Here is a 26,417-nt window from a genome sequence, read left to right on the forward strand (position 1 = left end):
TTTTTCATTGCTTTGCGTTGGAGGGGTGATTGGCAATGATCTTGAGGATCATCCTGCCATTCATTCGATGTTTCAACGGCAAAGGATTGCTGAAATGCCAGTATCAAGCTTCAGATCGATGTTAACCGCCATCGCATTCGTGTCCGCTTCTCTGTCTTCGTCGGCAATGGCGGCGCCGGCCAGTCAACCCGGCCCGGGGCAGGACGCGCAGGATATCGGAATCTGTGCTGCTCCCACCAGCTGGGCGGGGACGGACAAGGTTCTGACCTGTACATGCCCGGCGAATTTTGACATTTCGACTTCGCTGTGGGGCACCGACATTTATACGGCGGATTCCTATATCTGTTCCACAGCACTCCATGCCTCGGTTCTGGATCGCAGCGGCGGACGCGTGACGATAGAAATGCTGCCCGGTCAGAATAGCTACACCGGTACGAAACGGCATGGCGTATCGACCCGGAGTTACGGGAAATATCGCGCCAGCTACCGCTTTGTTGATGCGGTCGAAGTCAATTCAAGCGGGGCATCGGCCGGAGATCGCAATCGGGTCAATGGCAATGGACGGAGATCCAGGTCCGGAAGTTCTTTTGAACGAGATGCCGCAGCCATATTGGGCAGTCTTGGTTTGGGCAATTTGGGTCAGGCGGAAAATCAACTGACCGCCGAAGATATCGGGGAATGCCGCGCGGCATCCAAATGGTGAGGAACCGGCAAAGCGCTGAGTTGCTCATGCCCTGCAAATATCTCGAACACGGGGTCGGTATGGGGAACCGACATTTACACGGATGATTCCTATATCTGCAAAGCAGCGCTCCATGCCGGACGGATCGACCGTTCCGGCGGGCAGGTGTCGATCCAGATGCTCCCGGGGCAATCCTCTTATGCAGGAACCAGACGCAATGGCGTCACCACAATGTCCTACCGCAGCTATGCAGGCAGCTACCGGTTCAATTGACGCGAGCCGGCGGGCCCCGACCAGGGCAAGAGGCCGGTCCCGCATCTATCAGATTAACATTTGGCATGGCGCAACGGAGAGAAGATATGAAAAATGGCAGAGTAATTTTGACGATGGCAGCGCCGATATTGCTGGTGGCCGGATGTTCCGATGATCCGAAGCCGCCAGAGGCTGTCGCCAATGGCCCGCTGGAGATCAGCAAGGTGGAGTCACCACCACCCGCCTTTCTGCCGAAGGATATGAGCTGGATGCCCAAGGATATCTGGCTGCCCGCCGACTTCGAACCGACGCAAAGCCAGAAGATGAATCCGATGGCCGAAACCTATCTCTTGCGCGGCAATACACAGACCAGCGCCGCTGACCTGCTGGCGGCCTATAATGATCGCATGATTGCAGCCGGCTATGAGCTGTTTCCCGTGGAAGAACCAAAGCCGGGGATGACATTATTTCGTGGAAACGGCCATGGAATGGTCATTATCGATATCAAAGATGAAGGCGTTAAACGGGTGCTGGTCGTCAGCGTTGAAAATGCGACCGGAAATTAACACCGGTTTCAATGTCCCGTGATGACGCGGCTACCCGTCATGGCTCCAATTATCTTTCTGTAACATTGTCAGGAAATACTCATGAAATTTCGCTCCGCTCTGCTGCTTCCTTTGCTCCTTTCCGCCTGTGGCCAGTCAGAAGATCAGGCGGCATCATCTACCGGGATATGGAACGGCGCAGGCGCTTCGGAGGTGGAGGTCGCTGGTCTGACCCCGGCCTATCTCGAAGGGCAATGGTGCTTTTCCCATCTCCTCATCGACGGAGAGCGGACCGATGAACAGATCAACTATATTTTCTCGCCTGACGGGACTTTGCTTTACCAGACCAATTCATCGACGGAGATCGAGGAACCCGGGACCTATGTCATCGAAGGTCGCCGTATAAAAATCAAACCCACTCTGGCTTTCATGGATATGCAACTCGAGAGTCTTTCTCAGGACCTGCTCATATTCAAAACTCCCTATGGACAGATGTTCTGGCCTCGCGGTGTCTGCGCGCCACAGACACAGTAAACTGCCGTTGATATTGCCTTACGCGCGATATTAAGACGGTCTTCCTGACAATATCATTTTTGCAGGAAAGGCCGGTATCGCTCCAGAATAGTCCTGTTCGCGGCCTATCCTGCTCTGGCAGTCGGAAAACTGTGCCGTTCGCCGTGGGACATCTTGACATGGTTCCAAATAATCTTAGGCCGTCACAAACAAATGTGATCCAGTCGGAAAACCTTCTGAGACAATCAAATGGAGATTATACAATGCGTGAAGCAGTCATCGTATCCTATGCTCGTACCGGGCTTGCCAAAGCTGGTCGCGGTGGCTTCAATATCACGCCCCCGATGACTATGGCTGCCCATGCCGTCAAACATGCGGTCGCCAAGTCGGGTGTTGAGGGTGATTTTGTCGATGATTGCATATTCGGTAATGTGGCGCACGCGGCTCCCAATATCGGACGCAACGCTGCGCTTCTCGCCGGTCTTCCAAAAACAACGGCCGGAGCAACGGTCAACCGCTTCTGTTCTTCGGGCATGCAGTCCATCGCAATGGCGGCAAACCATATCCGCGGTGACGGCGCAGATTGCGTGGTCGCGGGCGGTGTCGAAAGCATTTCGATGCAAGGGCCGCGGGCACCGGAAGGCAGCATCGACAATGAAATTCTGAAAATTGCTCCGGCGATCTTCATGCCGATGATCGAGACCGCCGATATCGTGGCAGAGCGTTATAATATCAGCCGCGAATATCAGGATGAATATTCCCTGCAATCGCAACAGCGGATCGCAGCAGCGCAGGAAGCCGGGCTTTTTGACGATGAAATCGTCCCCATGCAGACCAAGATGAAACTCGTTGATCGGGAAACCAAGGAAGAAACCATCGTCGACTACACCGTCGACCGCGACGAATGCAATCGCCCGACAACGACATTGGAAGGCCTGTCCAGTCTGAAGCCGATCATGGGCGAAGACAAATTTATCACGGCCGGCAACGCCAGCCAGCTGTCGGACGGAGCGGCCGCTCTCGTGCTGATGGAAGCCAAGGAAGCAGAGCGCCGCGGACTGAAGCCACTGGGCCGTTTTGTGTCCTGGGCGGTGGCCGGCTGCGAGCCTGATGAAATGGGCATTGGCCCTGTATTTGCGGTTCCCAAGCTGCTTGAACGGCAAGGGCTGACTGTTGACGATATCGACATCTGGGAATTGAACGAAGCCTTCGCCAGCCAGTGCCTTTACAGCCGCGACCGTCTGGGAATTGACCCGGCGAAATATAATGTCAACGGCGGCTCGATTTCGATCGGTCATCCGTTCGGCATGACCGGTGCGCGCTGTGCCGGCCATCTGTTGCAGGAAGGCCGTCGTCGTGGCGCGAAATGGGGCGTGGTCACCATGTGCATTGGCGGCGGTCAGGGCGGTGCCGGACTGTTCGAGATTTACCCCTGAACGCTGGCAATAGCCGTTGCTCGAAGCACTTTAAGGAATAGAAGCAGTTTTGGATCAGCTTACAGACGAACAAGTCGAACGCCGGTTATCGGATGCTTTGGCCAACCGCTCCTCCGTGTCTGCGGAGAAGCTGATAGCCGGATTGCTCCGCACTTTCAGCCTGTCTGCGGATGGTGAGGACGAATTTGTTTTTCCTGCGCTCAGCTCAACCGCGCGCGAGCGGATTTTCGGTGGCCAGGTTATCGCTCAGGCGATTGTAGCCGCGGATCGCACGGTTGATGCCGAGAAGAATATCCATTCGCTCCATTCCTATTTTCTCCGCGCCGGGGATGAGACCAAGCCGCTGCATTTCCGCGTCCATCGCGACTTTGACGGTCGCAGCATCTCCAACCGCAGGGTCGTTGTCCGGCAGAATGACAAGGTCATATTCAACCTGACCGCGTCTTTCCAGAAACCCGCCGAAGGGCTGGAGCATCAGATAGAGATGCCGGATGTTCTGCCGCCCGAGCAATGTATGAGCGCGATGGAACAGATCGCCCGCAACCCGCAGGTTTCGGACGAGCATATCGAGCGGATGAGCATGCCGCGCCCCTTTGATGTTCGCAGCTTTCGTCCGGAGGGCAAAACCCGGGATGCGAGGCAATATCAATGGCTCAAGACGGTCGCGCCGCTGCCGGATGATCCGCTCATACACCGGGCAACTTTGGCCTTTGCATCCGATATGGGACTATTGTCGACATCGATGATCCCGCACGGATTGCACTGGACCACGCCCGGCCTGTTCTCGACCAGTCTCGACCATGCGATGTGGTTCCATGATGATTTCAGAATCGACCAATGGATATGCTATGTCATGGACAGCGACTGGACTGGCCATACGCGCGGCCTCAATCGCGGCTCACTCTATACCCAGGACGGCATATTGATTGCTTCCGCGGTGCAGGAAGGCATGATCCGCCTGACGCCGAAAAGCGACTGAGCCTCAGAACAACGACTTAAGGTCCTTCTTCAGAATCTTGCCATTGGCATTGCGCGGCAGACTTTCGGTGCGGAACAGGATTTTTACCGGCACTTTGAAGTTGGCGAGCCGTTCGCGCACCCATGCCTGCAATTCCGCCTCGGTGGCCTGTTGTCCCGGAACCAGTTGCACAATGGCGGCCGGTTCTTCGCCCAGCATCTTGTGATCGATACCGACAAGAGCGGCGTCCATCACCGCAGGGTGATCGTAGAGGACATTCTCGACCTCGGATGAATAGATATTCTCGCCGCCGCGGATGATCATGTCTTTCGCACGGTCGACGATATAGCAGAAGCCTTCGTCATCCAGCCGCGCCAGATCACCGGTACGGACCCAGCCATCGACAAAGGTTTCGGCGGTTGCGTCGGGTCGTCTCCAATAGCCTTTGACGACCATCGGTCCGCGCGCCCAGAGTTCGCCGACCTCGCCGATCGGCATTTCCTCGCTGGCATCCTCGCTCATGACTTTCAGGTCGGCAGCCGCCACCGGCGGGCCGCAACTGGTCGGGCGATTGAGATAATCCTCGGCGCTATGGCCTGTAACCGTCGCCGTTGTTTCGGTCATGCCCCAGCCGTTGCCGGGCAGTGCGCCAAAGACTTCAAAGATCTTCCGGGCCAGTTCGGGAGCTGACGGTGCTCCGCCATAGCTGATCGAATCGATCGAGCTCAGATCATATTTCTCGCGGTCTGGATGTTCGATCAATTGCCACGCGATAAACGGCACACCGCCGGTCGCGTTGACCTTTTCCCGTTCGATGATCTCCATTGCCTTTACCGTGTCCCACTTGTGCAGGAATATCATCTTGTGACCGCCATGTACGGTGGGCATCATGGTTGCGGAACAGGCGGTACAATGAAACATGGGTATGACGGTCAAGCCAACCCGGACGGTAGGCTCGGGTAGTTCATTTCCCCGGCGCAAGGCTCCGACTGTTGCGGCATAGCCGGAGGAAATCGCGTTGGTTGTCAGGTTGCGATGGCTGCCGAGCGCGCCTTTGGGTTGTCCGGTCGTGCCACTGGTATAGAAAATCGTCGCCGCGTCATCCGGTGCAATATCGACCGCCGGCAGGTTCTGATCCGGCAGATTGCCATAATCATTGGGCCGGCCGATAATGGTTTCCAGCTGCCGGGCCGCCGGGGCCAATTCGCTTTGGCTGCGAGCCACTATGACATGTTTGAGGTCGGGCAGGTCCGCCAGATGGGGCGAAATCCGGTCCCATCTTTCGGCATCGCAGAGCAAGACGCTGGTCTGTGAATTTTCCAGACCGAAAACCAGTTCCTGATCCGTCCACCAGGCGTTGAGCGGCACAACAATGGCGCCGATAGAAGCGGCAGCAAAGAAGATCACCGGCCATTCCGGCAGGTTGCGCATTGCCAGCGATACCCGGTCACCCTTGGTGACGCCGATGTTCTGCAACTCCACGGCGAGGGCGGCGACGGCACGATACCAGTTGGCATAGGTGACGCGCTCGTCTTCGAATATCAGAAATTCGCTATCACCATGACCGCGGGCATGTTCGGCGAGAGCCGCCAGGCTGGGGTGCGCGTTTTTCCAGACGCGGGTGGCGACACCTTCAATATCGACCATCTCCATTTCAAATGGTTCACCCGGTGCGCATAACAAGGCTTTGATTTCATCACGCGACCGCAGCGGCCATCCATTGCTCGGCGTCCACTTTTCCAGCGGATCTATTGCTTGAGTTGCCAATTTATTCTCTCCTATTCGATAAACCTGAACCTACCCGTTGAACTTCTCGCCTTTGCTCGCCTTGTCCCGGAGCATATCGGCGACCGGCAGGTTGTGCTTCTCGAGTCCGGCAACGACCTTGTCGAGACCGACGGTATCGGCCCAGAACATCGGGCCACCGGTGTAAAGCGGCCAGCCATAGCCGTTGATCCAGACGACATCGATATCACTGGCCCGCTGCGCCATGCCTTCTTCGAGGATTTTGGCGCCTTCGTTGACCATTGGATAGAGCAGCCGCTCGCGAATCTCGTCCTTTGAAATGTCGCGCTGCTGCTTGCCCGCTTTGGCAGCAAATTCGGCAATGATCTGTTTGACTTCATCAGCGGGCGTCCGTTGACGCGCCTGGTCATAGTCGTAAAATCCCTTGCCGACTTTCTGGCCCCAGCGGCCGACGGCGCACAAGGCATCGCGCATGGTTTCGATGCGGGCCGGATCGCGATGCCATCCGATATCTATGCCGGCCAGATCGGACATCTGGAACGGTCCCATCGGGAATCCGAATTCGAGCAGGACGTCGTCGACTTCCCAGTAATTAGCTCCTTCCATAAGCATCGCATTGGCCTGTTCCTGACGCGGGCTGAGCATCCGGTTACCGATAAAACCGGGGCAGACTCCTGATACCGCCGCAACTTTGCCGATCTTCTTCGACAATTTCATCGCCGTCATCAGGACATCGTCTGCGGTCTTCTCGCCGCGAACGATCTCCAGCAATTTCATCACATTGGCTGGCGAGAAAAAGTGCAGACCCAGAACATATTCGGGGCGCTTGGTTACCGCCGCGATCTCGTCGATATTGAGGTAGCTGGTGTTGCTGGCGAGAATGGCGCCCTGTTTCACGATAGCATCAAGTTTGGTGAAGACCTCTTTTTTGACGTCCATATTTTCGAACACCGCTTCGATCACCAGATCGCAATCGGCGAGATCATCGTAGGACAGGCTGGGTGTCAAAATGCCCATTGCATCCTCGACCTGCTGCTCGGTCATGCGACCGCGCTTGGCGCTATTCTCGTAATTTTTGCGGATCACACCGACGCCGCGATCCAGCGCTTCCTCTTTCAGCTCGACGATGGTCACGGGGATACCGGCAGACAGAAAGTTCATGCCGATGCCGCCACCCATGGTGCCGGCGCCCAAAATCCCGACTTTCTTGATAGGTATCAGATCGATTTTCGGATCAATGCCGTCAATCTTGTTGGCTGCGCGTTCGGCAAAGAAATAATGTTGCATGGCCGCTGCCTGGGTGCCGGTCATCAATTTGGTGAACAGTTCGCGCTCTTTCGCCACACCGTCGGCATAAGACAATTCGCCCGCCGCTTTTACCGCCTGGATACCGGCTTCGGGCGCATCGAAGCCGCGGATCTTGCGACCGCTTTGCTGGCGGAATTCGTCGAATATGGCCGGGTTCTTGATGCCGTCTTCGTTGGCAGTTCCTTCCGAAGAGCGCGGCGGCGCTTTGCCAATCTGTTCGCGGGCAAAGCCTATCGCGTCGTCGGCCAGACTGTCTTCGCCGACGATCTTGTCGATCAGGCCGATGGCATGGGCTTTTTTCGCCGAAATCGGATTGCCGATCACGACCATCGGCAAGGCGGCCTCTGCGCCGACCACGCGCGGCAGGCGCTGGGTTCCGGCGGCGCCAGGAATCAGGCCCAATTTCACTTCCGGCAATCCCATTTTCGCAGACGGAACCGCGACCCGGTAGTGGCAGGCCAATGCAACTTCACAGCCGCCGCCTAGAGCGGTGCCGTGGATCGCCGCGACGACCGGCTTGCTGCTGGCCTCCAGCCGGTCAAGCGCCGCGCCGAGATCGGGGCCTTTCATCGGTTTGCCGAATTCCGTAATATCGGCCCCGGCGAAAAATGTCCGACCATCACAGCGGATAACCACGGCCTCGACCTCGTTGTCGGACAGAGCCTCGTCAATGCCGTCGACCAGTCCTTGGCGAACGGCCGCGCCGAGCGCATTGACCGGAGGATTGTTCGCGACAATGACCAGAATATTATCGTGTTTTTGAGTCGTTACGACGGACATTTTTTTCTCCTAAAGACCATGCTTTCGTGGCGAAGCATTGCGGTAAAGCGTGATAACCAACCGCGATTATCGGGCTGGCGGACCGAATATCACAAAGGCTGAGGATTTGAAAACAGGCTTTTGTCTCGGGGGAATTCAAAGCGATTATATTGATATAGGGCCCGTCGATTTCCGTCGGTTTCCCTAACGGATATCACGTCATGCAACGCCCGCAACTTTTTCGCCGGATTGGTCAGGCTGCGCGCAATGACGCGGTCTCAATTGTAACTGGTCTGGCGAATATCCGGCAGAGCCCTGAAACTCTCCGCCTGTGCCGCCGCCCAGAAACGGGCATAAGGCGTGGCTTCCGGTGTATCGACCAGCACATTGGCTTTGAGGAACGGATAGATACCGTCAATCGAACTGGATTTAACCGCGTTCAGGCGCTCGTGCAGATGGTGTGGCCGGATTTGCGAGGGATTTTCCAGACCCATGGAGACCACGATATCGCGCAGGGCCGCTGCGGTCTGCTTTTGAAACCGGTATACGCGCTCGGCTTTGTCTTCGACGACCAGACCGCGCTGCCTCGATAGGCTCTGGGTCGCGATACCGGTCGGGCACTTGCCGGTGTGGCATTGCAAGGACTGGACGCAGCCTAGCGAAAACATGAATCCACGCGCGGCGTTGGACCAGTCCGCGCCCAGTGCCGCGTTCATTGCGAGGCTGGCGCCGCTGATCACCTTGCCCGATGCCGCCAGCCGGACGTCGCCGCGCAGCCCGGCTCCGATCAGCGCATTATTGACGAGAATAAGGCCTTCGCGGAGCGGCATGCCGACGCGGTCGGACAGTTCAACCGGCGCGGCTCCGGTACCGCCTTCGCCTCCGTCCACCACAATGAAGTCGAGCTTGATGCCGGTTTGCAGCATGGCTTTCATCACCGCAAAAATCTCGTGCGGCTGGCCCACGCATAATTTTATGCCGACCGGTTTTCCGCCGGAGAGCGTCCGTAGCTGTTCGACAAAATCAAGCAATTCTAGCGGGGTGGTAAAGGCCGTATGAGCGGCGGGCGATATGCAGTCCTTACCTTCCGGAATACCGCGAGTTGCCGCGATTTCTGCGGTGACCTTCGCCCCGGGAAGCATGCCGCCCTGACCGGGCTTGGCACCCTGGCTCAGCTTGATCTCGATCATCTTTATCTGATCGAGCGCCGCGGTTCTGGCGAATTTTTCGGGGTCGAAATTACCATCGTCGGTACGACACCCGAAATAGCCGCTGCCGATTTCCCAGACAATATCGCCGCCATGTTTGGAATGATAAGGACTGAAACCGCCTTCGCCGGTGTCATGGTAGAAGCCGCCTTTTTGCGCGCCCAGATTCAGGGTTTCGATAGCTTTTGCGCTGAGCGAGCCAAAGCTCATCGCCGAAATATTCAGAATCGCGGCCGAATAGGGTTTCTTGCATTGGGGGCCGCCGACATTGACGCGGAATTCGCTGGCGGCCCGTTCATTGGGCATCATCGAATGGTTGAGCCAGTCATATTCATCCGAATAGACATTCAGTTCGGTGCCAAAGGGATGGTAGGAATTATCCCCCTTGGCGCGGGCATAGACCAGAGCGCGATCATTATGATTAAACGGCCTGCCGTCCAGATCGCTTTCCACGATATAGGAACGCAGATAGGGGCGCAGATCTTCAAAAAACCAGCGCATATGCGCGATGACCGGATAGTTGCGACGCAGCGTGTGGCTGGTCTGGATAATATCCCAAAGCGCGACACCGAGCAGAATGATGACGGGTGCCAATAGCCAAATCAGCCACGGATTTGCCGGAAGCAGAAAGCTGAGCACGGCTGCCGCTGCAACGAGCAATATCGGAACCACAAATTGTTTCATTTTTCACTCCGCATATTTCGTTTGCATATCTGCCGTCCAGCCACTGCCAACCATGATCAGGCTCAACCCTGCCGACGGACCAATTCACCTGTGTCGATAATTTCGAACGTCATCTTGTCGATATAACGCACAGATTCGTCATTTTCTGTCACCAGCCTCCGCGCGCCCGGATATTGCCGGACACCACTGTCCATATCGACGATCCTGAAATGCTGATATTCGATAATGTCGAGACAGGAGCCGTCATCGGTCATGCATCGATAGCGAACAAGTTCTTTCTCCATGATCTCAGTCCGGACTTGCGATAGGATCATCTGGCGGCGTGACGCTCACGATACGCAACATCCGTTCGGTTCCGCTCCGGTCCGGCCATGCAATGGTCTCTCCGGCGACCATTCCGATCAGGCCAGCGCCCATCGGGGTTAATATGGAAAGACAATCATTCTCGATATCCGCGTCCTTGGGATAGACCAGCTTCACCATTCGGCGCAGCCCACTTGTCTCGTCGACAAACTCGACTGTGCAGTTCATCGTCACGATATTGTCGGGCATATCGTCAGCGCTATGCAGCGTTGCGCGGCCAAGTTCTTGGTAAAGCATCTCCGCCACTTTCGGATTGCGGGATTCCAGCGCCATCGCGAATGCCTCGATCGCGTCGCTTTCATGGTCGATCATATGGATAACCGGACGCATCGCGCCCGGGCTGATATCTGCTTTTTTCATGATATTGATTCTTTTCAAAACTGGCCGGGAAGCAACGCGAAACGCGAAGTCCTTCTCTCAATATAGATTGTGAAATCCCGGACCCCGTTTTGTCACCCCGTTCTGTCGAGGCCAATAGCGTAGATCCGGGTCAGCTTCCTGCGGCGAGCTGTCCCGAAAGGTGGCGATATCGCCCGAGAGGAATGGTCATGGCCATCAGCAAGATATGGTGGAGCATGGCGATGTTGTCAATGCGATGCAATCGTGGCTCGGGCGCTAGTGGAGCAACGCACTGTGCAGCCCATAAGCAACACAGGATTTGGACTGATCCGCAACGGTGACGGGAACGCCGATCCTGTCGGTCAGCGTCTGGCCAATCAGATTGATTGCCGCACTGCCGCCGGTCAATATGATCCCGTTGGAATAGATGTCGTCGCATAGTTCGGGGGCCGTGTTGCCCAGAAGATTGGCTGACATATCGGCAATTGCATCGATATGCTTGTCGACCAGAACGGCCAGTTCCTGAACAGGAATGCTTCTGGTCTCGGGCAGACCGGTTGCCATATTCTGTCCTTTGACATCGATCGATCCGGCGCCAGCGAAATCCGTAACCATCTGCTCGACCAGTTCGAGTTTGGTTTGCTCCGCCATATTCTGACCGATCAGGAATTTATGCCTGAAATGGAGATGGTCCATGATCGACTGGTCCATACTGTCGCCACCCTTGCGGATAGCGACGCGACCGCATAGGCCGCCAAGCGACAGCACGACAGCTTCGGTGACGCCCGCGCCACATTCGACAACCATCGCGCCCGTCGGGCCGTCTATCTCGATACCGGCGCCCTGGGCTGCAGCGACGGTTTCATCGATCAATGTGACCGAAGATATGCCGGCATCTCGCGCCGCCGTCATCAAGGCATTGCGCTCGGCGCCGGTGGCGTCGGTCGGAACACCGATCGTGGCGGTCACGCCGCCTCTGGGTGGCTTGCCTATGCTGGAGCGAATGGCATATTCGAGGAATATCCGCGTGGCATCGATATCGTTCAGGACACCGTAGCTAAGCGGCCGGATAATCGTCAGGTCTGCCGAATCATGACCCCGCATTTTTCTGGCTTCAAGCCCGGCCGCGACCAGCTTCTTCCTGCCGATATCACCGGAGAAACAGCATAAGGACGGTTCGTCAAAAACGATCCCTCTGCCGCGGTCATGATGCGCGTGTTAGCCGTGCCGAGATCAATCGCGATATCCGGCTTATGTTTTCTGGTCAGGATTCTGTACATCAACGGATTTTAGACTGCATCAGCGAAGCTGTCAGCATTATTCGTGATAGCGGTATCGTGGTCAGGGAAAATGCGGATATGGCGGGGATCTGTCCGACGTTGCGGTCCTTCATCGGACCAATGAGCTCATCTCGCTTTGGTTGCCCCATGCGCTTTCCCGGCCACAAATATGCCAGCGAAAATAAGCGCGATGCCCACGACATGGAAAGCCTGTAGCTGTTCTCCGAGAAACAGCATGGCGAGACCTGCCCCCATGACCGGCAGAATATTCAGAAACTGCCCGGTGGAGGCCGCCCCGATCAGTTCGACTCCCCGGTTGAAAAAAAGATAGGCGAAGAAGGACGGAAAAATCGCGACATAGGCAATAGCGAACGCGCTGTTCCGTGAAGCTACAATCAGATGCCCCCGGACGATTTCCGCTGCGTAAAATGGCGCGATAATCATCACGCCGATCACCAGGGTTGCGGCGAGAAAACTCAGCGGGTGTACTGCCGGACGATAGCGGAGCGTCACCGTGTAAATCGACCAAAGCAATACGGCAAAGGCGATGATCGCATCGCCCCGGTCGAGATTGAAATTCGTCAGCGTGACCACGTTTCCCCGCGAGATAATTGCAAGCACGCCCGCCAGCGATATGATCACACCGGCAATTTGGCGGGCGCTGGTACGCTCTTTCATCAATATGGCGGCCGCGATCAGGATCAGCGCCGGCTGGGCTGCTTGCAGAAGCATCGCGTTGAGCGCGGTCGTGCTTTGGAGGCCGGTATAGAGCAGCGTGTTGAACGCGCCGATGCCCAGCGTCCCCAGGACAAGCATGATTTTCCAGTTTGCCTTCAATGTCGGCCAGTCCCGCTTCAGGTGCGGCCATGCTAGCGGGAGCAAAAACAATAATGCCAGACTCCAGCGCCAGAAGGACAGGGCTGCAGGAGGCGTGAGGTCCCGCGCCGCCCGCCCTACAATGCTGTTGCCCGCCCAGAATAATGCGGTGAACGAAAGCAGGATATAGGCATTGGACCATATCGCGGTGCCGGTTCTTCGAATCCGGGAGACTTGCGGCGAATTGGTCATGGAAGCTCTATATTATGGTTGCCGGTCCGGAATGGACCGAGTGCCATCCGGGCGGTTGAAGAGATATTTGCCGATGTCACGCTATTTCAGACATGACCCCTATTATGAAACCCGCTACGATAAGCAAGCCTCCGGCGGTTTGCCTTTGCCAGAATTGCGCACGCTCTGCAGAGAATGGCTTGTTTCTAGGGTGAGAGTGATGGTGCGCGACGCAGTCTGTAGCGAATGGGTCTGAAGTGTGATTTTCCTGATATTAGGGAATTAACAGGGAAATTTGCTGTTTTGAATACCAAAACAGTGCGCTTCACGCTGCTCAGACAAGCACAGCAGGATGTCGATTGCCGATGAACAGCGCTACTTCGTGTCCGAGGTCAGCGTTTAAGCGTTGATCTGATCCAAGAGTGTTCCAATGTCGATATTCCGGCTATATGGTTTAAGTCTGATATTTAAGGTGGTCCAAATATTAGTCACGAGCGCTTTGGCTCAATCAGGGTGCGACATATCAAACACGCGACGTGTGGACCAAGTCACGGTTCCATCGTTTGGGGAAGAGAAGGAGCAGATGTGCTGATCGGATTTTTTGCAGCTATTTCGGCAGCGGTGGCAGTTGCTGCCGGTGCTTTCGGGGCTCATGCTGCACCAGGACAACAGGAAGCGGAATGGTTGAGAACAGGCGGGCTTTATCAATTGCTCCATGCCGTTGCTGCATTGGCGATTATGGGCGTCGCTAGAGGTCCAGCGATCTTGCTTCTTCTCGGCTCTGCCGTTTTCGCAATTACATTATACGCGATGGCGTTTGGCGCACCACGGTGGCTAGGCGCTGTAACGCCAATTGGAGGGACCTTGCTGATTGGGGGGTGGCTATGGGCTGGTTGGATATATTACCGCGGTTAGGAAATATATTCATTTTCAGAACGATCCGATTTCGCAGTTCATTAACGCCGAACAAACTTAAGCTAACGATCGAAGGTGGTCGTCATAAGTAGTTTAATCATGTGTGCCGCGTTATTACGAAGTGCGGCCACATAGCTCTAAGCTCAGCTAGTTTGGATTGGCCGTCCGAACACTGTCGTGAACGAGACCCAGAGGCTGCACCGGTCGCTGGCACTCTATTCACCCTGATCGTCCCGAGGAAGGCCTCTTGCTCCGACACATTCATTCGTGTCGCGTGGTTCTTGAATCGATGAACACGTCCCTCGCGCTGCTCTAAGTCAATAGGGTTGTTAGGGAGATTCCGATCAACCAATCGATGCCAATAGAAATGAAAATCGAGACCTTCTTGACCGACAGATGTTGTAGCAAGAACGAGGGTAGAAATATTTGGCAGTGCCCGAAAAAGGCGCCTGACAAAAAGAATCTCGGTTAGAGCTTGCCCGCCGCCTGTTTGATCGCACGTCTGATGCTCATATATGTAGCGCATCGGCAGATATTGCCGCTCATTGCGGCATCGATATCGGCATCTGTCGGGTCGGGATTTTCGTCAAGCAAAGCGGTGGCTGCCAATATCTGGCCAGACTGGCAATAACCGCATTGGGGCACATCATTCTCCACCCATGTTTCGCGGATCACGTCGGCTGCGGATCCTGCCAATCCTTCGATGGTTGTGATTTTGGCGTTGTCGAGGCTGTCATGCGGCGTGATGCAAGCCCGGGTCGGAGCGCCATCCACATGGACGGTGCAAGCGCCGCATTGCGCAATACCGCAACCAAATTTGGTCCCGGTCATTTTGAGATGATCGCGTAGTACCCAGAGCAAAGGCGTACCTGCTGCCGCCTCGACTGTTTCATTTTTGCCATTTATGTTCAGTGTCGTCGCCATGAAATGCTCCTCAATCAACTTGTCGAGATTGCTGAAATATCCAGCTTGTCGCGATTTGCTCCCATCAGCGGCAGGGTCCTGAAACGCTGTCCGGTAGCATTGAAAATTGCATTGGCCAGTGCTGGCGCTGCAGGCGGCGTGGGCGGCTCGCCTACGCCCGCAGGCGGGCTGTTGGATGCAATGATTTCGACTTCGAAAATTTTCGGGGCCTCGCCCATGCGTATGACTCGCCAGCTCGGGAAATTATCCTGCACGACGGCGCCATTTTTCGCGGTGATCTCTCCGTAAAGCGCATTTGACAGGCCAAAAATCGTTCCGCCCTCCATTTGCGCCCTTGTGTGGCGCGGGTTGATCACTGTCCCGGCATCCACCGCGAGCCATATGCCCGGAATGGTCAGAGTTCCGTCCGCAGCAACCTTCACTTCGATCACGGTAGCAACATAGGTCAGAAAGGACCGGTGGACCGCGATGCCGAGGCCATGGCCATCGGGCAGCTTTCTCCCCCATTTGGCCATTTTGGCCGCTTGCTTGGCGACATGGGCCAGCCGCCCCGTATCGATTGGATATTCTTCGGGCGCGCCACCATAATTCTTGTAGCTTGCCTGTTCTGCATTGGGATCGATCAGTCTTGGTTCGCCGATCAGTTCGAGCAGATAGTCTTTCTGGTCCCGACCAGCGGCATGGGCGATTTCCGCGGCAAAGCTCTGGACCGCAAAGGCGTGGTAGATATTGGCAACGGACCGCAACCAGCCAATACGCAAATGGCCCTTGGCAGTGCCGGATTCGACCTGCAAATTGGGGATAGCAAACGGCACATCGGTTGCGCCTTGGCCCATTTCGCCGTCGGATGGCATGTCCATACCGGAGTCGAATGTGGAACCAATTGGCGGGAAAACAGAACGATGGCGATAGGCGGTACATTTGCCTTCACTGTCTAACCCCGCTTCAAGTCTTTGCGCGCTTGTAGAATGATAGAAACCATGGCGGATCTCGTCCTCCCTGGTCCATGTCACCTTGACCGGCTTGCCCATCTTCCTCGCCACCAGCGCGGCCTCGACAACGAAATCCGGTTTTGATTTTCGCCCGAATGCGCCACCCAGCCAGGTGGCGTTGACGGTTATATTTTCCTTGTCGATTTCCAGCAGATCGGCCAGCGTCTGCCGGGTTGCCTGCGGGTCCTGCACACAGGCCCAGCATTCCAGCCTGTCACCGGTCCAGCGAGCCGTAGCCGCCGGAGGCTCCATCGGCGATTGCGAGAGATGCGGCGTATAATATTCGGCGGTGATGGTTTTGTCAGCCTCGGCCAGCGCTGTACCAACATTGCCTCGACTGCGCCGCACGGTGCCCGGCTGCTTTGCCTTTTTCTCCATTGCCTTCCGAAAATTGTCCGAATCATAACCGGCATTGGGTCCGTCGAGCCATTCAACCTCCAGCGCATTGCGTCCCTGGATCGCGGCCCAGGTATCGACGCCCACAACGGCCACTCCGCCCAGCGGCTGAAACATTGCGGGCGGCTTCGCATCCGGCAGCTTCACTATTTGCAATACGCCGGGAATGGCGAGCGCCTTGGCATCGGCCACCGATCCGGTTCGACCAAAGACCTGGGGCGGCCGGGCAATGACGGCGTAGACCATGTCCGGTACGCTGACGTCAATGCCGTATGTCCCTTCCCCTCTGGTGATTTTCGGGACCGTCAGCGAAGAAACTTCCTTGTTTATGAAGCGCCAGTCCTTGGGCTCCTTCAAAGCGATCTCGGCTTCTGCCGGAACCTGCAGCCTGGCGGCCAGCTCGGCCAGATTGCCGTAGGAGAGGGTCTCGCCATTTTCGCTGTTCGAGACCTTGCCTGCTGCGGAGCTGCACCGGGAGGGATCCAGTTTCCAGTATAGCGCAGCGGCCGCGACGAGCATCTGTCGCATCGCCGCACCGGCGAGGCGCAGCCGGTGAAAATTATAACGAACCGAACGTGATCCGTCCGTATTCTGGTCGCCATAGCGTTCATGACCTTCCGCCTGAACGATCTCGACATTTTTCCAGTCAGCCTCCAGTTCATCGGCAATGATCTGCGCCATGGAGGTCCATACCTGCTGACCCATTTCCGAGCGATGGCAGGTAACCTTGACCGTCCCGTCTTTTTCGATCGCAATCCACAATGCAGGTGTCGCATCGCCACCTGCCACATCGGTAAGCGGGCTGGGACCTGCTTTGGGAACGTCCATCTTGTCAGCGTCGATAGAGGGTTCCGTGCTGGAACATCCGGCCAGTGTGACGGCGACGACGAAGAGACCGGTTCCAGCAACAAATCCGCGGCGCGTGAGGTTGACAATAGAAGGGGGCCGTTCGTCCCGTACCGGATTTTTTTCACGCGAGGGAATGATTCCCATATCTTCCAAGAACATTTCAAACCTCTTCAAATGGGGCAATAAAACCGGCGATTATCGGTTCGTGCGGCACGTAGAATCAACCTATCACAATTTATTACGAAAGGAAGATTATTTATTACCAAAGGCGAGCTTTCCCATATTTGATCCACCAGTTCGCTTTGACAGTGCCCGATTAGCGGCTAATAAGATAAGCCAATGGAATATTCCGCAAGCCAATCCTTATCACCACATCCCGAGCGATCGATGGTTAGCGAAAATCCGCAGATCGCGATGCCGTTTTGACCCTGGAAGCACAAACAAGGGAAGCGTTGAAGCGTGGCGATATACCGGCTGCGGCGGCTATCGCCAAAGCCATGATATCGGCGGACAAGGACCAGCCTGCAGGCTATTTCCTGCTGGGCATTGCTGCCGCCGAAGCCGGCCAGATCGCCAAAGCCATTCCCCTTGTCGAGGCTGCGGTAGAGCGCGGACCCGAAGCGGAACATCTGGCACAGCTGGCAAAACTGCTTATCCTGATGCGACGGGATGGCGAAGCCGCGGCTGCCGCTCGAAAGGCGATGGCCATGAAGCCCGGCGACGCCCGGACCTGCGATACTATCGGCTGCGTTTTTACCAGGCTTGGCGATCATGAAGGATCGGTAGAACCTTTCATCTCGGCGGTTGCAGCCGAACCGGACAATCTTGACTATCGTTATAATCTTGCCGCGGCGAGCAGCTTCACCGGCAGGGTCGACGAAGCCCGCGCGCATTACGAAGCAATAGTTGCCGCAGACCCCGGCAATGCACGCGCCCATTATGCCCTTGCCATTGCTTCCCGCCAGACAGCAGAATCCAACCATGTACCTAGGTTGAAAGCCGCTCTCTCCGAAGCACAGAAACCTGGCGACGGCCTGCGCATTCGCTATGCGCTGGCAAAGGAACTGGAAGACATCGGCGACCCTGAGGCCTTCACGCATCTTTCTGCCGCCAATGACGAACACAAGCGCTCGCTGCGATATGATTTCACGCAGGACGAGGCGATTTTCGACGCCATCGAGGCCTTGTTCACGCAGTCCGGGCAAACACATTTGCCCGGCGCAGGAAATCCCGACAAAGCGCCGATATTCATAGTCGGAATGCCCCGCACGGGAACGACGCTCGTCGATCGAATTCTCTCCTCGCATCCGGATGTGGAGTCGGCGGGAGAATTGCAGGCGATTCCGCTTGCGGTCAAGCGACTGGCGGCGACATCGTCCCGTAATGTCATCGATCCGGAAACGGTTATGACGAGTGGTGATATCGATCCGGCGAAAATTGGTGAGGTTTACCTCGCCCAAGCCAGCCATCATCGGCACCTGGGTACAGCCCGGTTCACCGACAAGTTGCCAGCCAATTTTCTCTATATCGGTCATATCGCGCGCGCGCTGCCCCATGCGAAAATCGTGTGTCTGCGCCGCAATCCGATGGATACGGTCTGGAGCAATTACAAAAATCTCTTCGCCAGCCAGTCCGCTTATTACGCCTATTCATATGATCTTCTGGACACCGCGCGTTACTATGCCCGCTTCGATAGGCTGATGGCCATGTGGGATAAATTATTCCCCGGGCTGGTGCTGCAACTGTCCTACGAACAACTGGTCGCGGATCAGGAAAAACAGACCCGACGCCTCCTGGAGCATTGCGGTCTCGACTGGGACGAAGCCTGCCTGACGTTTCACGAAAATAGTGCGGCCGTGGCTACGCCCAGCGCCGCACAGGTTCGCCGCCCGATCAATGCCGATGCGATAGGCAAATGGCGCACGCACGAAGCGGCGCTGCAGCCGGCACGCGCCTTTTTCGAGCAGCAGTCCATCCCGATCGATTAAAGCGATACTGCGCCGGTAGGCCACAGCGAAAGCCGCCGCCAATATGACAAGGGCACCTGTCATGTCCGACAGGTGCCCTCTCCTCTTCAATCGTGAACGCGGACGATCAGAACTTGAAGCGTCCTTCGAGGCCGACGGTCCGCGGATTGAGAACTGCCTGCCGGTAATAGCGCACAGTGACGCCGTCATTGACGCCAATTCGCGAGCGATCATTGGCGACCGACACCACTGCATATTTGTCGAAAACATTGTCGACGAACAGACCGACAGTGAATCGTTCGGTGTCATAGGAGATGGATGCGCGGTTCAGGATATAGCTTGGAATCTTATCCCCATAGGCGCGATCCCAACCGATCCGGGACACCACATTTCCGCGATAGGTTGCCGTCCAGTTCGCAACGATATCGCCATCCATGACCGGCGTGACGTAAGTTACACCGAGGCTGGCCGTGTTCTTGGCCGAGCCAGGCAAGCGATCTCCTGCCAGAGCGTCGAGTTGAAGGAACCGATTGGAATAATCCCCTGGCGTCTCGCGAATGGTGATGATGCCGGGAACATCCTCGGTCAATTTGGCGTCGGTATAGGAATATGTTCCCTGAATCGACAGTTCCGGGGTCGGCTTGAACTGGAACGAAGTCTCGAAACCCTTCGATTCCGCTGAACCGCCATTCACCGTAATACCGGTTGCACCGTAGAGCGTGGACGAATTGACCTGGATGCCTTGCCATTTGACCTGGAAGACATTGAAATTGAACGATAGCATGTTGTCGAACAATTGTGCCCGCATCCCAAGTTCAAGATTCTTGGTCGTGTCCGGTCCATATTGCAGTTCGTCGGGCAAGGCACAGATGATCTGCTGACCGGGTGCGATATTATCCGGGCAAGGCGCGACACGGTTCGGACCGCCGATACGATAACCCTTGCTGTAGGTGAAATAGGCCATCAGATTCGGGGTGAAATTATAGGAAGTGTTGAATTTCCACACCCAGCCGTCTTCCCCTGCATCGCCGCCATTCACGGGCAGATCGTAAGGGCTGAGCGGATCTCCCAGTACCGGCAGGGCTGCCGCGCCAGCGATCGTGGAGCTATATTTGAAGTAACGCGCTCCGGCAGTGACCTGCCATTCGGGCGTAACCTCGAAAGTACCTTCGCCGAAGATCGCCTTCTCGGTCACTTTAGAGCTAACATAGCTGACATATTCAAGCGCTTCGGGATTGGTCACCGGGTCTACCCACGGGTGGTTCGGAATACGCTCGGCATAATCGCTTTGATATTCATTCTCGTTATAGAATCCGCCAAGCACCCAGCTAAACGGGCCGCCGTGCCTTGAAACGAGGCGGATTTCGGCATTCTTCTGCTTGCGGGAGGTATCCGACTGGGTATATCCGGCGAAAGCGGGGAAAAGCTCGTAGTCGTAATCAAGATCGAGCAGCAGGTCGGTCACGTCACTCTGGCCGTGGTAATTGACCTTGGTATAGGCACCCGTGGCAACAATATCGAAGATATCCGCGACATTGGCGTTGATTTCTGCGCTGAACAGATGAGCATCGCGTTTGACCGGTTCCGTGAACCGGCTGGCATTCTCATAGCGGCCAGTCCCGAGCACGCCCGCACTGTTCGATTGCGCGCCACCAGTCTTGGTCTGCTGATAGGCGTAGGTCAGAATCAGCTTCAAATCTTCCGTGGTCTGGAACAGCAACTGGTTGCGGGTGGTGAATGTCCGTTCGTAGTTGAGATCCTTTTCTCTGGTGAGATTTGCAGCATAGCCCTCAGGAGTGATGCTGTCGGGACCATCCGGTTGCGGAAGCGATACGCCCGGCTCTTTGACTAATGTCGTATAATCGATGAAGCCGGGGTCGAAATAATAGCCCGTGGCAGAACGGAATGCGACGTGATCCTGCACGATTGGAATGTTGATCATGCCGTCAATCTGGACACCGAAGGAGTCGCTGTGAGACTTGGCGTAGACGCGACCGTGGGCCTCTCCTTCGACCTCGCTGGTATTGGGGCGGTTGGGAATATAACGGATCGCGCCGGCCAATGTGCCGAGGCCGTATAGCGTCCCTTGCGGTCCGAGCAGCGTCTCGACACGTTCGATATCGATAAGCTTGAAGTCATAATAAAGGGGGACTTCGCCCAGGTAGACGCCCAAAGCATCGTCGTAGGTCGCCCCGCCATCACCGGAGCCCGATGCATTGAGACCGCGCAGGACGATCGTACCTGTCGAGCCCGGGCCCGTGTCTGAAATTGTCAGCCCAGGTGTGAAATCGGCGAGATCGCGCACGTCGTCGATCCGATTGCGTTCGAGGTCCTCGGCACTGACAACCGAAATGTTGACGGGTGTTTCCATGAGTGTTGTCGCTCGCCGCGTCGCGGTTACGATGATCATATTGTCGGCACCGGCATCGTCAGCCGCCATATTCTCCGACATTTCCTGTGCGAGAACAGGTGTGGCAATCATAGTGCTGGTCAACATTGTTGCTGAAAGCAGGCCCAGCTTGAGTCTTGCGTCCTTTATCATTATTCTTATCCCTCATTTTAAATGCCCCCGCGGGCCAGACGTATGTCGTTCATCCTGCGACTTTGTCTTGAGGATCTTCCAGTTCGCCCGCTTACCGTTATTCGGCTTTCAAGCCGGCGCTTCTGAAATTGCGGTTATGATTCCGCCCGATTTTTGCGATCCCGAACTTACTTTTCTAAGCTATCTCCTTCTTAAATGTCGGCCGACGATATTTTGTCGCGCCTGGCCTTGAATTTGTTGATCAGTGGTTGAAACGGGAAGACGAACTGCTCGTAAATCGACAGTCGCTTGCGGTCGTCCTGGCCCACCTCTTTGGACTCCCCTTCGCGAAACGTGCCGAAAATCCGGTCGAGCAAAATAAGGGAATTGCCGTAATTGCACCGCGTATCTTCGTAGCTCAGCGCCGTGTGATGGAGACTGTGATGCCGAATGGTGGTGAAGACATAGGAATAGAATAGAGGCGGGTCGGAACGCACATTGGCGTGGGCGAAGGTGGACACCACGGTGAGCACATTGAAGCCGCAAAACAACGCCGCCGTGTCCAGATCGAAGATCGCAATGACGCTGAGACTGATCAGGAACAGCTCGATCGGATTGCCTACAGACCCTTTCATGGCATTGAGCTGGGTAATGTGGTGATGCGGCGCATGGGTCAGCCAGGCCGGGTACCAGTCGTGCATCAGACGGTGCATCCAGTACTGGCCGAACTCGTAAAGGAATATTACAAAGGCAACCTGCAACAGGAACGGCATCTGCATTGCCCATTCCGTGCTGATGCCAATTGATTCCTTGAACGAGGCCAGCGGTTTGTCGGCCAGCGTCTCGGTTGCCCAGCCGATCGCGGTATATTGGAGAGCGAGGTAGAAAAGATCTGTCGCAAATTCCTTGCGTGTCAGGCGCCAGCCTACGTGGCGCTCGAGCAGCTGTTCGAGACCGAGGACAAAAAAGCTTATGGCAAGGCCGGTGACAACGATGGACCAGGGGCTGTCGGTTATTGATGGGGGCGCAAACATCCAGAACAGGATGACAGCGATTATAGTTGCGGGAGGGATCAGGTTGACCAATGTCCGCTTGATTGGATTCTCGCTCTTGTCAGGAGCAGATATTGTGCAGGAGCGAACAGTAACGGCGCTGGCCGACCCGTCCTCTTTTACTGCTTCGCGATCTGAAGATCGACCCATAGAAAACCCCCTATCAGGCCGGAAATCGGCCTAATGCCTCAGGTTTTCTTCTCCCAATGGATGCCGTTCTCAATCGCGACATAACCTACGATATAGATATTACTTAACGCGTCAAGAGTAATAACCATGGTTTGTTAGCATGTGCACAATAAATTTTCCAAACGCCCGAAAACGCTGGTTTTTTTGGTGTTTGGCAGTCCTCTCTGGCGCGCTGGAGATGCCTGGCGGCCGCGTGGCTTTCCGCTTTTACCTAGCTTCAAAATAGGGAGAGCGAATCAGGACAGGCGGCTACAGTCAGACGCTTTCCTTATTCGGTTTCTGCCCCGGCGCTGCTCCACCAGGAAATAGAGTGTACGTCGTGAGCGCTCGTCCAGATGCCACTGGGTGTATAGCGTATGGCACCACTACCAGCGGCAGCACCCGGACGTGCGAGGATCTCCAGAGTTTCCGCATCAATTGCGACGAAGGTCTGATCGTCGGTTGTCCGCAGCCAGACTATGCCACCACCGGTGTCAATGTCACCATAAAGCAAGCTATCACCGACTTTGATGCGGCCAGTCACCGTGACAGTTTCGGGATCGATCCGCGCAACCGTGCCGTCTCCCTGTTCCTGTACCCAGACGCCGCCTTCACCGGCAGCGAGAAAACCGGGCTGTTTGCCGAGTTCGGCCGAACCGGTCACCTTGTTGGTCGCCGGATCGATACGCTCGATCGACCGTCCTTCGCTGCTCACTGCCCATAATGCGTCCAGGCCATAAGCGAGAAAAAAGGTTTGCGGGGCAACATCGATGGTTGCGATCACTTCATTTGTTTCCGGATCGATGCGTGCAATTTTCCCTTCCGCATCGCTCGGCACCCAGATCGATCCCGCGCCTGCGACCACATTTGTTTCACCTTTCGGATTGGCAATACCAGTGGCAATCATCGCTTCCACTTCCGCTGTCTCGAGGTTGATTCGATAGAGGTTCGCATCTTCGCAATTGGCTACCCATAGCGAATCAGCGAATATGGCCATCGTGCCGCATGGGCGCGGCATCTTGACCGACGCGAGCATGCCTTCGGTCGACCATTGTTCGACCCGGCCCCGATTGGTGGCCCACACCGTGTCACCGTCGACGGCGAGAAAATCCGCAAAATCGGGCACTTCAATTGCCTGTTCTAGCAAGTTTGCCGGTTGCAGCGCGGTTGGCAAATCAGTCGATTGCTGTTCAGTTGGAGAACAGGCCGCAGCAAAAAGCAGCATCAGGGTGATTGAACGTTTCATGTGAATACTCCTGCGAAGTGCCGGTATTGGCATATCAGTAACTATAAGGGTTGGTATCGATCGTCGTTGTACTGCGCGTCTGGTTGCAGAGAAAAACCGTGCCGGTGAAATAGATGCCCGGCTCGGTAATCGTCTGCGCATAGGCGAAGGCCTCGCGCAATTGCTTCACCGTCATCTGCACCGGCGCTTCGTCCGGTTGATGGGTGAGTCCGTAGGGATAGTCTTTGCCATCCTTGCTGATCTCGACGTGGCAACCCATGACGTGGGTTACAGGATGCGTGTCAACAAATTCGATCAGCCGCTTCATGCTGTCGAACCAGGGCTCCCAGTAAGTGATGTAGCAGCGCCCGCGATAGAACATGTCGCCGGTATAGAGAATCTGCGTATAATTGTCATAATAGGCAAATTCCGACACCACGTGGCCGGGTGAGCCCCAGATCTCGATCTCGCGTCCGCCCAGATCGAGCTTCACATGCTGTTCCGGATAATTGGTCATGCCCCAGAAACCGAGCATTTCTTCGTGGGTCAGGCCCATGTAGCGCGTGTTTGGACGGTCGGCGAACTGATTGACCGCAGCATAATGATCGGAGTGAAGATGGCTGAAAGCAACCAGTAGTTCCAGACTTGCAGGGTCCCGCCCGTTCCGGGCGCACCAGTCGTCGATACACTCGTCTACCACGCCGCGCAGGTCCCAGTCGTTGCGCAACTGGGTGAAGCCTTCGTCCAGCAGCAGGACGCGGTCGTTGCCGAAATAGAGCGGCGTGAAAGGTGCCTCGAAACTATAGGCCTTGTTCTGGCGGAGGATCGCGGTGTGCGCATTATACCAGTGGACCTGGACCGGCGGATCCGTGTTGTCCATGCAGGAAGCGGAACCGCAGATCCAGCGCTCGGGAAAGCCGCCCGGAGCGGGAACATTGCTCTTGAAATCTATTGGCGCCGGGCGCGTGGCGGCCATTGCCGAATTGCTGAATGTGGTGAGCGCATTACCGGCAACCGCAACCGTGGCGGCTGCGGCGTTATATGATATGAAAGTGCGACGATCCATGAAAGTCCTCTCTGATTTTAGAACGGCCGGGGCGGGTTGATCTGGGGCACGTCTTCTGGCCAGACCGGCGTCCGCTGGTCGGGGCTGACACCGTTGAAAAGCACAAAATCCGGCCGGATCAGCAGCATGTCCTTGCCCTGGATTTCACGCGCATATTGCAGCGCTTCATCGATCACTTCCGGTTCCAGCTGCAATATCCGTTCGTAAGGCTTATAGGTAGCAAAGCGCGGATAATATCTGCCGGGCGCAAACATCATCTCGACATGACCGCCAAGGATCCATTTGGGTGAACGGGCCGCCGCGAATGTCTTGAGCCGTTCCAGCGACGTTACGAAATCCCGATCATTGCTGATATTGATTTTGCCGGGATACAGGAAATCGCCGGTGAACAGGATGCGGCAATAGGGATCGTAAAATGTGACGCCGTCCTTGTGGGTGCCGGGCGTGGGGATGACCGTGATCACCCGGTCGCCTAGATCGATCGCACCCGTGCCCGAAGGCCAGCTGTTCCCGAATCCATAATGCTGTTTCATCAGTGCGAGCGGCGTTGGCACAATGACTGTATCCGGTCGTCCGGCAAATTGTACCAGACCCTGGTTTTGCGCAATGTCTTCACCGGACGTCAGCGCAATCGTCAGCGGCACCTTGCTGCGCCCTCTCGCCTGTCCCCAGCGGGTGATGATGGCATCCACTGTCTCGCGCAGCGGGTAATGCTTCGCGTTGGCAGTTGCGCCGCTGTCGATCAGCAGAGCCCCCTTGTTGCCAAATAGCAGATAGGTGAATGGCGCTTCCCAATGCACGCAGACATTTTGTCGCAGGACGAAACTATCCTCGTTATATTGCACCACCTGTACACGTGGGTCGCGGTTCTTCGCCGCCACGTTGGAGCCGTAGGTCCAGCGAAAGGCCAGCCTGCCCGGAGCCGGCCCGTCGCTGTTATAATTATGGGTTACTGGTTCTGCAGGGTGGAGTGGCACCGCTGAATCGGTGTTGCGGACACCGGGAGTATTATAGTCTAAATCGGGATTACCGTTGCCGGAAGCGGTGGGATTTAGAGCTGGTGTTGACGTCTGCGGCATCGAATACTCCTGACTGAGGTTCCAGTGCGGCGTGAACCGACTGCTTTCGATGCATACTCCCCCGAGACGCCGCGTTTCACCCGATTTCCGGATGATTCGGCAGGCATATTCAGCAAACATACGGATATTACTAAATATATCAA

22 protein-coding genes are annotated in these 26,417 nt (G+C 56.0%); 7 read left to right on the forward strand and 15 right to left on the reverse strand.

What is annotated here, in order from left to right; translation table 11 throughout:
• Window positions 1–94: 94 nt before the first annotated feature.
• From AACZ86_RS01435 to AACZ86_RS01455, 5 genes are all read left to right on the forward strand, one after another.
• Complete coding sequence (locus AACZ86_RS01435; protein ID WP_339688859.1) at window positions 95–703, forward strand: LCCL domain-containing protein; 609 nt, start codon at window positions 95–97, stop codon at window positions 701–703.
• A 338-nt stretch (window positions 704–1,041) separates the two neighbouring features.
• Entirely contained in the window at window positions 1,042–1,500 is a 459-nt protein-coding gene (locus AACZ86_RS01440; protein WP_339688860.1) for a hypothetical protein, read from the forward strand.
• Window positions 1,501–1,581: 81 nt separating this feature from the next.
• Window positions 1,582–2,013 carry a hypothetical protein gene (locus AACZ86_RS01445; RefSeq protein ID WP_339688861.1) on the forward strand — a complete coding sequence of 144 codons (432 nt, stop codon included), beginning with the start codon at window positions 1,582–1,584 and terminating at the stop codon, window positions 2,011–2,013.
• A 242-nt stretch (window positions 2,014–2,255) separates the two neighbouring features.
• Entirely contained in the window at window positions 2,256–3,428 is a 1,173-nt protein-coding gene (locus AACZ86_RS01450) for a thiolase family protein (RefSeq protein ID WP_339688863.1), read from the forward strand.
• 49 nt (window positions 3,429–3,477) lie between these two features.
• Window positions 3,478–4,407, forward strand: coding sequence for an acyl-CoA thioesterase II (locus AACZ86_RS01455; RefSeq protein ID WP_339688864.1), 930 nt, complete (start codon window positions 3,478–3,480; stop codon window positions 4,405–4,407).
• A 3-nt stretch (window positions 4,408–4,410) separates the two neighbouring features.
• On the opposite strand, the gene AACZ86_RS01460 is transcribed toward AACZ86_RS01455, so the two are convergent.
• The 7 genes from AACZ86_RS01460 to AACZ86_RS01490 form a co-directional block, all read right to left on the reverse strand.
• A complete protein-coding gene (locus tag AACZ86_RS01460; protein ID WP_339689362.1) occupies window positions 4,411–6,129 on the reverse strand; it encodes a class I adenylate-forming enzyme family protein in 1,719 nt (572 codons plus the stop codon).
• 54 nt (window positions 6,130–6,183) lie between these two features.
• Window positions 6,184–8,220, reverse strand: coding sequence for a 3-hydroxyacyl-CoA dehydrogenase NAD-binding domain-containing protein (locus AACZ86_RS01465; protein WP_339688865.1), 2,037 nt, complete (start codon window positions 8,218–8,220; stop codon window positions 6,184–6,186).
• Window positions 8,221–8,477: 257 nt separating this feature from the next.
• Window positions 8,478–10,091 (reverse strand): FMN-binding glutamate synthase family protein, encoded by a 1,614-nt coding sequence (locus tag AACZ86_RS01470; protein ID WP_339688866.1) that lies wholly within the window; start codon window positions 10,089–10,091, stop codon window positions 8,478–8,480.
• A 62-nt stretch (window positions 10,092–10,153) separates the two neighbouring features.
• Entirely contained in the window at window positions 10,154–10,375 is a 222-nt protein-coding gene (locus tag AACZ86_RS01475) for a hypothetical protein (protein ID WP_339688867.1), read from the reverse strand.
• A gap of 4 nt (window positions 10,376–10,379) precedes the next feature.
• A complete protein-coding gene (gene rnk, locus AACZ86_RS01480) occupies window positions 10,380–10,814 on the reverse strand; it encodes a nucleoside diphosphate kinase regulator (RefSeq protein ID WP_339688868.1) in 435 nt (144 codons plus the stop codon).
• Window positions 10,815–11,069: 255 nt separating this feature from the next.
• Complete coding sequence (locus AACZ86_RS01485) at window positions 11,070–11,984, reverse strand: rod shape-determining protein (protein WP_339689363.1); 915 nt, start codon at window positions 11,982–11,984, stop codon at window positions 11,070–11,072.
• A 215-nt stretch (window positions 11,985–12,199) separates the two neighbouring features.
• On the reverse strand, window positions 12,200–13,141 hold the full coding sequence (locus tag AACZ86_RS01490) for a DMT family transporter (RefSeq protein WP_339688869.1): 942 nt from the start codon (window positions 13,139–13,141) through the stop codon (window positions 12,200–12,202).
• A gap of 567 nt (window positions 13,142–13,708) precedes the next feature.
• On the opposite strand from AACZ86_RS01490, the gene AACZ86_RS01495 reads away from it, so the two are divergent.
• The gene (locus AACZ86_RS01495) at window positions 13,709–14,035 is read left to right on the forward strand and encodes a DUF423 domain-containing protein (RefSeq protein ID WP_339689365.1); all 327 of its coding nucleotides are present in this window, start codon (window positions 13,709–13,711) and stop codon (window positions 14,033–14,035) included.
• A 97-nt stretch (window positions 14,036–14,132) separates the two neighbouring features.
• Here AACZ86_RS01495 and AACZ86_RS01500 read toward each other — a convergent pair whose 3' ends face one another.
• Genes AACZ86_RS01500 through AACZ86_RS01510 form a run of 3 tightly spaced genes read right to left on the reverse strand, consistent with a single transcriptional unit; the run spans window position 14,133 to window position 17,340 of the window.
• Complete coding sequence (locus AACZ86_RS01500) at window positions 14,133–14,561, reverse strand: helicase C-terminal domain-containing protein (protein WP_339688870.1); 429 nt, start codon at window positions 14,559–14,561, stop codon at window positions 14,133–14,135.
• On the reverse strand, window positions 14,504–14,959 hold the full coding sequence (locus AACZ86_RS01505; protein WP_339688871.1) for a (2Fe-2S)-binding protein: 456 nt from the start codon (window positions 14,957–14,959) through the stop codon (window positions 14,504–14,506). The genes AACZ86_RS01500 and AACZ86_RS01505 overlap by 58 nt, the downstream gene beginning before the upstream one ends.
• Before the next feature lie 14 nt (window positions 14,960–14,973).
• Window positions 14,974–17,340 carry a molybdopterin cofactor-binding domain-containing protein gene (locus AACZ86_RS01510; RefSeq protein ID WP_339688872.1) on the reverse strand — a complete coding sequence of 789 codons (2,367 nt, stop codon included), beginning with the start codon at window positions 17,338–17,340 and terminating at the stop codon, window positions 14,974–14,976.
• 278 nt (window positions 17,341–17,618) lie between these two features.
• Here AACZ86_RS01510 and AACZ86_RS01515 point away from each other — a divergent pair, with 278 nt between their 5' ends.
• Window positions 17,619–19,184: a sulfotransferase gene (locus tag AACZ86_RS01515; protein WP_339688873.1), complete on the forward strand. Its 1,566-nt coding sequence runs from the start codon at window positions 17,619–17,621 to the stop codon at window positions 19,182–19,184.
• Between the two features lie 106 nt (window positions 19,185–19,290).
• Here the strand turns inward: AACZ86_RS01515 and AACZ86_RS01520 are convergent, their stop codons facing one another.
• The 5 genes from AACZ86_RS01520 to AACZ86_RS01540 all read right to left on the reverse strand — a co-directional run bounded on the left by AACZ86_RS01520 (window position 19,291) and on the right by AACZ86_RS01540 (window position 26,274).
• Window positions 19,291–21,705: a TonB-dependent receptor gene (locus tag AACZ86_RS01520; protein WP_339688874.1), complete on the reverse strand. Its 2,415-nt coding sequence runs from the start codon at window positions 21,703–21,705 to the stop codon at window positions 19,291–19,293.
• Between the two features lie 191 nt (window positions 21,706–21,896).
• Window positions 21,897–22,886 carry a sterol desaturase family protein gene (locus AACZ86_RS01525; RefSeq protein ID WP_339688875.1) on the reverse strand — a complete coding sequence of 330 codons (990 nt, stop codon included), beginning with the start codon at window positions 22,884–22,886 and terminating at the stop codon, window positions 21,897–21,899.
• A gap of 307 nt (window positions 22,887–23,193) precedes the next feature.
• On the reverse strand, window positions 23,194–24,150 hold the full coding sequence (locus AACZ86_RS01530; protein WP_339688876.1) for a YncE family protein: 957 nt from the start codon (window positions 24,148–24,150) through the stop codon (window positions 23,194–23,196).
• A gap of 34 nt (window positions 24,151–24,184) precedes the next feature.
• A complete protein-coding gene (locus tag AACZ86_RS01535) occupies window positions 24,185–25,195 on the reverse strand; it encodes an MBL fold metallo-hydrolase (protein WP_339688877.1) in 1,011 nt (336 codons plus the stop codon).
• A gap of 17 nt (window positions 25,196–25,212) precedes the next feature.
• Window positions 25,213–26,274: an MBL fold metallo-hydrolase gene (locus tag AACZ86_RS01540; protein ID WP_339688878.1), complete on the reverse strand. Its 1,062-nt coding sequence runs from the start codon at window positions 26,272–26,274 to the stop codon at window positions 25,213–25,215.
• Window positions 26,275–26,417: the final 143 nt, after the last annotated feature.

This window comes from uncultured Parasphingorhabdus sp. (assembly GCF_963975735.1).
In the GTDB taxonomy this organism is placed as follows: domain Bacteria; phylum Pseudomonadota; class Alphaproteobacteria; order Sphingomonadales; family Sphingomonadaceae; genus Parasphingorhabdus.

Coding starts and splice junctions, on each gene's coding strand:
- AACZ86_RS01445 (WP_339688861.1), top strand. CDS start 1,582: ATGAAATTTCGCTCCGCTCTGCTGCTTCCTTTGCTCCTTTCCGCCTGT.
- AACZ86_RS01435 (WP_339688859.1), top strand. CDS start 95: ATGCCAGTATCAAGCTTCAGATCGATGTTAACCGCCATCGCATTCGTG.
- AACZ86_RS01490 (WP_339688869.1), bottom strand. CDS start 13,141: ATGACCAATTCGCCGCAAGTCTCCCGGATTCGAAGAACCGGCACCGCG.
- AACZ86_RS01535 (WP_339688877.1), bottom strand. CDS start 25,195: ATGGATCGTCGCACTTTCATATCATATAACGCCGCAGCCGCCACGGTT.
- AACZ86_RS01525 (WP_339688875.1), bottom strand. CDS start 22,886: ATGGGTCGATCTTCAGATCGCGAAGCAGTAAAAGAGGACGGGTCGGCC.
- AACZ86_RS01500 (WP_339688870.1), bottom strand. CDS start 14,561: ATGCGCTACATATATGAGCATCAGACGTGCGATCAAACAGGCGGCGGG.
- AACZ86_RS01450 (WP_339688863.1), top strand. CDS start 2,256: ATGCGTGAAGCAGTCATCGTATCCTATGCTCGTACCGGGCTTGCCAAA.
- AACZ86_RS01510 (WP_339688872.1), bottom strand. CDS start 17,340: ATGGGAATCATTCCCTCGCGTGAAAAAAATCCGGTACGGGACGAACGG.
- AACZ86_RS01475 (WP_339688867.1), bottom strand. CDS start 10,375: ATGGAGAAAGAACTTGTTCGCTATCGATGCATGACCGATGACGGCTCC.
- AACZ86_RS01540 (WP_339688878.1), bottom strand. CDS start 26,274: ATGCCGCAGACGTCAACACCAGCTCTAAATCCCACCGCTTCCGGCAAC.
- AACZ86_RS01505 (WP_339688871.1), bottom strand. CDS start 14,959: ATGGCGACGACACTGAACATAAATGGCAAAAATGAAACAGTCGAGGCG.
- AACZ86_RS01520 (WP_339688874.1), bottom strand. CDS start 21,705: ATGATAAAGGACGCAAGACTCAAGCTGGGCCTGCTTTCAGCAACAATG.
- AACZ86_RS01530 (WP_339688876.1), bottom strand. CDS start 24,150: ATGAAACGTTCAATCACCCTGATGCTGCTTTTTGCTGCGGCCTGTTCT.
- rnk (WP_339688868.1), bottom strand. CDS start 10,814: ATGAAAAAAGCAGATATCAGCCCGGGCGCGATGCGTCCGGTTATCCAT.
- AACZ86_RS01440 (WP_339688860.1), top strand. CDS start 1,042: ATGAAAAATGGCAGAGTAATTTTGACGATGGCAGCGCCGATATTGCTG.
- AACZ86_RS01470 (WP_339688866.1), bottom strand. CDS start 10,091: ATGAAACAATTTGTGGTTCCGATATTGCTCGTTGCAGCGGCAGCCGTG.
- AACZ86_RS01465 (WP_339688865.1), bottom strand. CDS start 8,220: ATGTCCGTCGTAACGACTCAAAAACACGATAATATTCTGGTCATTGTC.